Source organism: Bartonella sp. AP3QHHD (genome assembly GCF_042195765.1).
In the GTDB taxonomy this organism is placed as follows: domain Bacteria; phylum Pseudomonadota; class Alphaproteobacteria; order Rhizobiales; family Rhizobiaceae; genus Bartonella.
The window spans coordinates 1-5,881 of sequence record NZ_JBHIPC010000044.1; the positions used below are offsets into that span (position 1 = coordinate 1).

The following is a 5,881-nucleotide window of genomic DNA, read 5'->3' on the forward strand; positions in this document are numbered from 1 at the left end:
ATTTGAGATTGCCGAAACTGTTCTTGCACATACAGTTGGGAGTTCAGTGACGAAAGCCTACATGCGAACGGATTTTTTAGAACAGCGACATGTTCTCTTGGAACAATGGGCGTCTTTTATATCAGGAAAGGCTTGACAAAATTAAAAATAGAGAGTCTTTTCTCAGAAATTTTTCTCAAATGATGTAAGTGCCTGAACTGGATTCTTTTGCAGCATTTACGTTTACTTCACTTTGAAATAAAAGGAAAAAGTTGGACGATGTTTAAAACATTACTCGCCTTTTAGCTAGAGAAGATTAAAGAGAGATTCCAAAGTGTGATTCATATATAAAGTAGACTTTAATATAGAATATTTGTCAGTTTACCATGTTAATATTATGATTCGATATTTTGTATTGTTGGTTAAGAGTAATGATAAACACTAAAGAATTTTCTTTAAAAACACTTAAACTTGATCTAGAAAATCCTAGAATTCCCAGATTCACAAGTGAAAAGGATGCTATAAATTTTCTTTGTATTACAGAAAAAATTTTGGAATTGGCCGAAGATATTGCTGAAAACGGGTTGTCTCCATTTGAAAAGCTTATGGTAATACAAGATGGAGAGAAGTACGTTGTTAAAGAAGGTAATCGGCGGCTTGCTGCGCTCAAACTTCTTGATAATCCAAGTCTAGCTCCAGAGCATCTAGGTAAAAAGATCGCTAAATATAGTGCTGACCGTAAAATTCACATAACTTCTGTAGAATGTGCTATTGCTTCTGACATAAAAGAAGCAAATCACTGGATGGAGATAAAGCATTTAGGTCAAAATAATGGAAAAGGTGTGAAGCCATGGAATGCTATACAAAAGTCACGTTATTCGCCAGACAATCCGAATAGATTTGCATACCTATTATTGAATCATCTGTTGGAGGATCCTTCATTAGATTATGAGATAACGACTGTCACACGTTTGATTTCTAAAACAACTTTTTTTGAGTATACTGGAATTTATTATAATCAGTTGGAGGACAAGCTCATCTTTTCATGTTCATATGAAGAAAATTCTGCACTTGATAATTTTTTGAAACAATTTGTACAAGATATACTTAAAAAAAAGATAAATTCTCGTTCTTGCAATAATAGAAAAGATATAGAAAAATATTTTGAAATCTTATCTCGCAAATTTGGTCTAACTAAATCATTTGATTCTTCTAATCTAACTAATTTATTTAGTTCTTCTAAAAAGCTTGCTAGAAAAGGCAAGGATAAAAAAGAAACAGAGTATTCTAAAAGAAAAGATAATCTACCTACAAGCGATGCGAATAAAGATGGAAATTATCCAAAACAAAAATTATTTCGCCGCATTTATGATGAAGAAATTGCAGATCAGTTGCAGAAATTAGGTATTATAAAACCCATCAGTATATATTCTTCAGTAAAAAAATTAGGTACTGACGCTGATACACCTCTTGTGTATATAGCGTTTAGTTGTTTATTCGAAGGGCTGACAGGCTTTTTAGGCCGAGAAAACAAATCTTTTGATAATTTTTTAAAGGATAAGTTTTCAAAGTATTGTCGATTATTAAAAACCGAACTTGACGATACACAGTATATAAATGAAAATGAGAAAGCTATTTTAGACACTCTAGCGAAGGTTAGAATGCAAGCCAATACAGCTAAACATGCCTTCCGTTCAGCACCCTTGAGTTATCTAGAGGTTCTCAGTGATATACAAGTATTAAAGCCAGTGTTAATGCAATTAATCAATGAAGTGTATGACAAAAAATTGCAGAATGCTCGTCAAATGCTTTAGCCATTGCTGGCCAATATGAACAAAATATGATAACATGGCTTTGTTTTAATACTGTAAGGTTTACAGAGATGGCTTATAATTATTCTCCATTAAGGTATCCTGGTGGCAAGGCTGTACTCTATGGAAGAATCAAAGAAATTTTTGAGAAAAATGGATTAAATGGATGTTCTTATCGTGAGCCTTTTGCTGGTGGGGGCGGATTGGCTCTAAATTTTCTTTTAAATAACGATGTTAAAGATATCTACATTAATGATATTGATCCGTTTATTTGGAGTTTTTGGTATTGTGTTTTGCACAAGACAGAAGAATTAATAGAAAAAATCAATACAACGACCATTAACTTAGAAGAGTGGTATAAACAAAAAGAAATTTCTCCTGAAAACGCAGACGTGCTTAGCGTTGGGTTTGCTGCATTTTTTTTGAATCGCACAAACAGATCTGGAATCATTAAAAATGCTGGTCCTATTGGAGGAAAACAACAAGTTGGGAGTTACAAAATAAACTGTAGATTCAACAAAAGGGACTTAATTAGCCGGATTAGAAATATAAGTGTACAAAAAGATAGGATATATTTAACTCGTTTAAATGCACAGGAATTTTTGCTGCGTTATGGAACTGATGAAAACACCTTTTTTTATATGGACCCTCCTTATTTTAAAAAAGGAAAAGAGCTGTATACTTCATTTTATAAAGCTAAAGATCATTGCGATTTAGAAAGTATCATTTCTAAACATGTGAATGCGCTTTGGTTAATTACTTATGACAACGTAGAAGAAATTAAATTCTTGTACAATCAATATCCTAAAATAGAATTTAATATACGGTATTCTCTACAAAATAAGAGACAAGCTCAAGAACTGATGATTTTCTCACCAAAGATCAAAATTCCACAATCATTAGAACAGAATATAACATCACTTTGTAACGTGGCTTAGCTGCTTTCATAAACAAAATTTGTTCTCTCTACAAGCTTTGAAAGTTTGATTGCTGTCAGTCAATTTCATATTTTAAGGAAAGGTTTGGTGTGTTTAACTCTTTGAGAACCACTATTTTAAATGGGCGAAGACATTCTCTATCGCCTCCATGAGACGAGCAAAATTAAGAAATCATTTTCTAAAGAATTTCGCGCGTCTCAGAGTATGTTTAGAGTTGGATATTTGGTTTTTGTGTAAAAATACTTACTAATGCATCTATAATACGTGAAAAATCAAGCGCTAATAAGAGTATAATGAGTACAATCCATTTCGTATAACGAGACATCACTTTTATACTTTTGTAGGTCATGATGATTTCTTGAAGTATTTCTTTTTCTGCTTCTGTAAGCTCTATATCGTCTTGTGTTTTTTTTCTAGCCATGTTTCCACCCACACACGTGTTCACCTAGATTATTGTGCTTTAAGATCTCTCTTGCTAAGTTTGAACTGATGGTGTTCAGATCTTTCCGGCTTAAATAAATTGGCAACCAGCCAATACAAGAAGAAGCATATTTATTTGTCGCGCAACCAGTCAGAGAGAGCAGCATGCACATCAGCATCACTTTTCTGATTAACTTCATTTTCCACCTCCAGCCGTGTTGTTGCTGCCTTTAAGGTTTTTTCTGTTTGCTTTTGCTGTTCTGCCTTTTTCCCAAGAGTAAAAGCTTTTGCCAAAGCCATAAAAAAAGCGGCTAGAGCCGCGCCTATTAACAGTAGATTTCTTTTCATCCATAAGATCATAAACGGTGTTCCTGAAAACGTTTAGCAACAAAGAAAATGCCAGCACATGCGGCTAAAACCATGATAGTGGCGAGCGCCCATTGCACTGGACCATTGCCTGCTAATAAGCCTCCAAGCCCTGAAAAAGAACCAATAACTGGTGCAAGAGCTTCAGCTTTAAAAAGCCCTGTTGGTGCTTGCGTTTCTACGGTTTGGTAGTTAGAGGAAACAAAAGCACCTTTCGCCCACAAGCCTGCTTCTGCTGCACGCCGGTGTGCGAGACCTTCAAGACGCTTTCCGCCTGCTTTGGTCCATTTCTGTAGCTCTGCAGGGACAGCTTCATATTCACCTTGATTGAGCTTTTTTAACAGTGTCGAGTTACAAAAGGCTGTTGTTCCTACATTATAGCAAAAGGAGACTAAAGCCGCGAATTGTTCATCGGTTAAAGAAACTTGAACGGCTTGTTCAACGGCATTTTCAAATTGTCTTAAGTCTTGGCAAAGAAGTTCTTCTGCTTGTTTTTCAGTGATTGCCATACCTTTATGAACAAAAGGTTTTCCAGCATTGTTTGTATGTCCATAACCGATTGTCCACACCCCAATGGCATCTTTATAGGCATTCAAACGCAAGCCTTCCCATTGTTTAATCAGTGCTAGCCCTTCTGGTGATATTGTTCTCATATGCTTCTCCATAAAAAAGCCCCACACAAGGCGGGGCTGAGTGAAAATCTAAAAATAAATTTCTTTCGCTCTTGACAAATATTCGTTTATAAACGAATATACATTATGTTTGAAATACGTCACTACCTTACCTCTGATGGCAAAGACTTGATAGCTGATTGGCTGCGAAAGCTCCGTGATGTGCAGGCTAAAACTGCAATTATTCGCCGTCTTAATCGTTTAGAGCAAGGAAATTTTGGCGATTTCAAGCCGCTTCGTGATGGTGTCTATGAACTGCGTATGAATATTGGTCCTGGTTACCGAATTTATTATGCTCAGTCTGGAAAGACTGTATTATTGTTATTATGCGGTGGTACCAAAAAAACACAAGACACCGATATCACTCGTGCATGTGCTTGTTGGTACGATTGGCAAAACCGTGAAGATTAAGGAGTGCAAAGATGAAAGATCGTAGCCATGATGATGCAATGGCAGAAATATTCCATGATGACCCTGAGTTGGCAGCAGCTACCCTTGATGCAATCCTAGCAGATGGTGATCAGGGGGAACTGCTTGTAACTCTACGCCAAATGGCCAAAGCTTATGGTGGTGTTCAAGCTGTAGCTAAAGCAGCCAACTTGAACCCAACCCAACTTTACCGTACACTTTCAGAAAAAGGCAATCCAGAGTTCCGCAGCTTGAATGCTTTACTGCGTACCATGGGCTTTCGTTTAGCTGTACAGCCTCTTGAACGACCCGTTCCACACGTGTAACTTTAGTGTATTAACCACTCCCCACCTTTAAAGATGGGGAAGGAGGCATATTTTTTACTTATGCAGCTTTCAAAACAGATCTTTCTAAGACCTGTTTTGCTTCTTTGATTACGGCTTTGTAGTGCTTGCTCTCTTCTACTTGTGTAAAGGCTTTAACAAGATGCATGTGAAGAGGTCCATAAATGTAAACAGCCTTTTTAGTTGGAGACATTTTATCCCAATCTTTTGGGAAAGCAAAACGTATATCATCACAATAATCAACCGCTTGGCTTCTTAGTTTCTTTTCACACTCAATAAAATAACGGCGTGCTTGACGTCCTTTCTCATTGCGTTCAACCATTGAGAGCTCTTTTGCCATGTCTAGGGTGAGATGATATTCTTTACTTATAACATTTTTACGTTTCTCATTTTTGAGAAACGTAAAACCATAATCTTGATTTTCCAAAAATCCATATTCTTTAATACGGCGTACAATCCAATCTGCAAATTTAGAGTTGACTTCTAAAAATATATACAATTCACGTGCGTTAACAGTTTGAACAGTTTCTTGACCAATATTTTGTTCTGATATTTTTATAAGAGTGTTCATGATGAACTCCTAGATGTTAAAGTTTTTGATTGACACTCAATAGAGAGTGCCGGGTGCTCAAAAACACGGCATCTAGTCCGTCGTTATGCCTTTCCCAAAAGGGTATTGTATAGCATAACCACACCCGACAAGACCTTTATATGCCACGGCATATAATGAGTCAAAATCTTTAATGTTCAGAAGATTGATTATTTCGGCAACCAATCCGCTAGATGTTTTAAGGTGTTTTTGAGGCACCTGATTCGATTATTCATATTGTCGCCACATTGTCAAGTAACTCCTGATAATTTTTTGATATTTTTGCTAATTTATATCTTCCTCATCCATATGGATGACGCCTTCACCTTCGTCGCATGCGTTTGGTGGGGCGTTT

8 protein-coding genes and 1 pseudogene are annotated in these 5,881 nt (G+C 36.3%); 5 read left to right on the forward strand and 4 right to left on the reverse strand.

The window, feature by feature from the left end; genetic code table 11:
- The 3 genes and pseudogenes from ACFIL7_RS02385 to ACFIL7_RS02395 all read left to right on the forward strand — a co-directional run.
- Positions 1-136, forward strand: a pseudogene (locus ACFIL7_RS02385) (integrase); the annotation flags it as partial.
- 274 nt (positions 137-410) lie between these two features.
- On the forward strand, positions 411-1,793 hold the full coding sequence (locus ACFIL7_RS02390; RefSeq protein WP_375683298.1) for a ParB/Srx family N-terminal domain-containing protein: 1,383 nt from the start codon (positions 411-413) through the stop codon (positions 1,791-1,793).
- A gap of 68 nt (positions 1,794-1,861) precedes the next feature.
- Positions 1,862-2,728 (forward strand): DNA adenine methylase, encoded by an 867-nt coding sequence (locus ACFIL7_RS02395; protein WP_375683299.1) that lies wholly within the window; start codon positions 1,862-1,864, stop codon positions 2,726-2,728.
- A gap of 208 nt (positions 2,729-2,936) precedes the next feature.
- Here the strand turns inward: ACFIL7_RS02395 and ACFIL7_RS02400 are convergent, their stop codons facing one another.
- The 3 genes from ACFIL7_RS02400 to ACFIL7_RS02410 all read right to left on the reverse strand — a co-directional run bounded on the left by ACFIL7_RS02400 (position 2,937) and on the right by ACFIL7_RS02410 (position 4,167).
- Positions 2,937-3,149, reverse strand: coding sequence for a hypothetical protein (locus tag ACFIL7_RS02400; protein ID WP_375662167.1), 213 nt, complete (start codon positions 3,147-3,149; stop codon positions 2,937-2,939).
- A 131-nt stretch (positions 3,150-3,280) separates the two neighbouring features.
- Positions 3,281-3,508, reverse strand: a complete 228-nt coding sequence (locus ACFIL7_RS02405; protein ID WP_375683300.1) for a hypothetical protein — start codon at positions 3,506-3,508, stop codon at positions 3,281-3,283.
- Positions 3,505-4,167, reverse strand: a complete 663-nt coding sequence (locus ACFIL7_RS02410) for a lysozyme (protein WP_375683301.1) — start codon at positions 4,165-4,167, stop codon at positions 3,505-3,507. Before ACFIL7_RS02410 ends, ACFIL7_RS02405 begins: the two co-directional genes overlap by 4 nt.
- 105 nt (positions 4,168-4,272) lie before the next feature.
- On the opposite strand from ACFIL7_RS02410, the gene ACFIL7_RS02415 reads away from it, so the two are divergent.
- Positions 4,273-4,596, forward strand: coding sequence for a type II toxin-antitoxin system RelE/ParE family toxin (locus tag ACFIL7_RS02415; protein ID WP_012230755.1), 324 nt, complete (start codon positions 4,273-4,275; stop codon positions 4,594-4,596).
- 11 nt (positions 4,597-4,607) lie between these two features.
- Positions 4,608-4,919 carry a DNA-binding protein gene (locus tag ACFIL7_RS02420; protein WP_375683302.1) on the forward strand — a complete coding sequence of 104 codons (312 nt, stop codon included), beginning with the start codon at positions 4,608-4,610 and terminating at the stop codon, positions 4,917-4,919.
- A gap of 58 nt (positions 4,920-4,977) precedes the next feature.
- Here the strand turns inward: ACFIL7_RS02420 and ACFIL7_RS02425 are convergent, their stop codons facing one another.
- Entirely contained in the window at positions 4,978-5,508 is a 531-nt protein-coding gene (locus ACFIL7_RS02425; protein WP_375683303.1) for an antA/AntB antirepressor family protein, read from the reverse strand.
- Positions 5,509-5,881 lie beyond the last annotated feature (373 nt).

Excerpts from the sequence above, each read along its gene's own strand:
- ACFIL7_RS02395 (WP_375683299.1), top strand. The coding sequence starts at position 1,862 with ATGGCTTATAATTATTCTCCATTAAGGTATCCTGGTGGCAAGGCTGTA.
- ACFIL7_RS02390 (WP_375683298.1), top strand. The coding sequence starts at position 411 with ATGATAAACACTAAAGAATTTTCTTTAAAAACACTTAAACTTGATCTA.
- ACFIL7_RS02420 (WP_375683302.1), top strand. The coding sequence starts at position 4,608 with ATGAAAGATCGTAGCCATGATGATGCAATGGCAGAAATATTCCATGAT.
- ACFIL7_RS02425 (WP_375683303.1), bottom strand. The coding sequence starts at position 5,508 with ATGAACACTCTTATAAAAATATCAGAACAAAATATTGGTCAAGAAACT.
- ACFIL7_RS02415 (WP_012230755.1), top strand. The coding sequence starts at position 4,273 with ATGTTTGAAATACGTCACTACCTTACCTCTGATGGCAAAGACTTGATA.
- ACFIL7_RS02410 (WP_375683301.1), bottom strand. The coding sequence starts at position 4,167 with ATGAGAACAATATCACCAGAAGGGCTAGCACTGATTAAACAATGGGAA.
- ACFIL7_RS02400 (WP_375662167.1), bottom strand. The coding sequence starts at position 3,149 with ATGGCTAGAAAAAAAACACAAGACGATATAGAGCTTACAGAAGCAGAA.
- ACFIL7_RS02405 (WP_375683300.1), bottom strand. The coding sequence starts at position 3,508 with ATGATCTTATGGATGAAAAGAAATCTACTGTTAATAGGCGCGGCTCTA.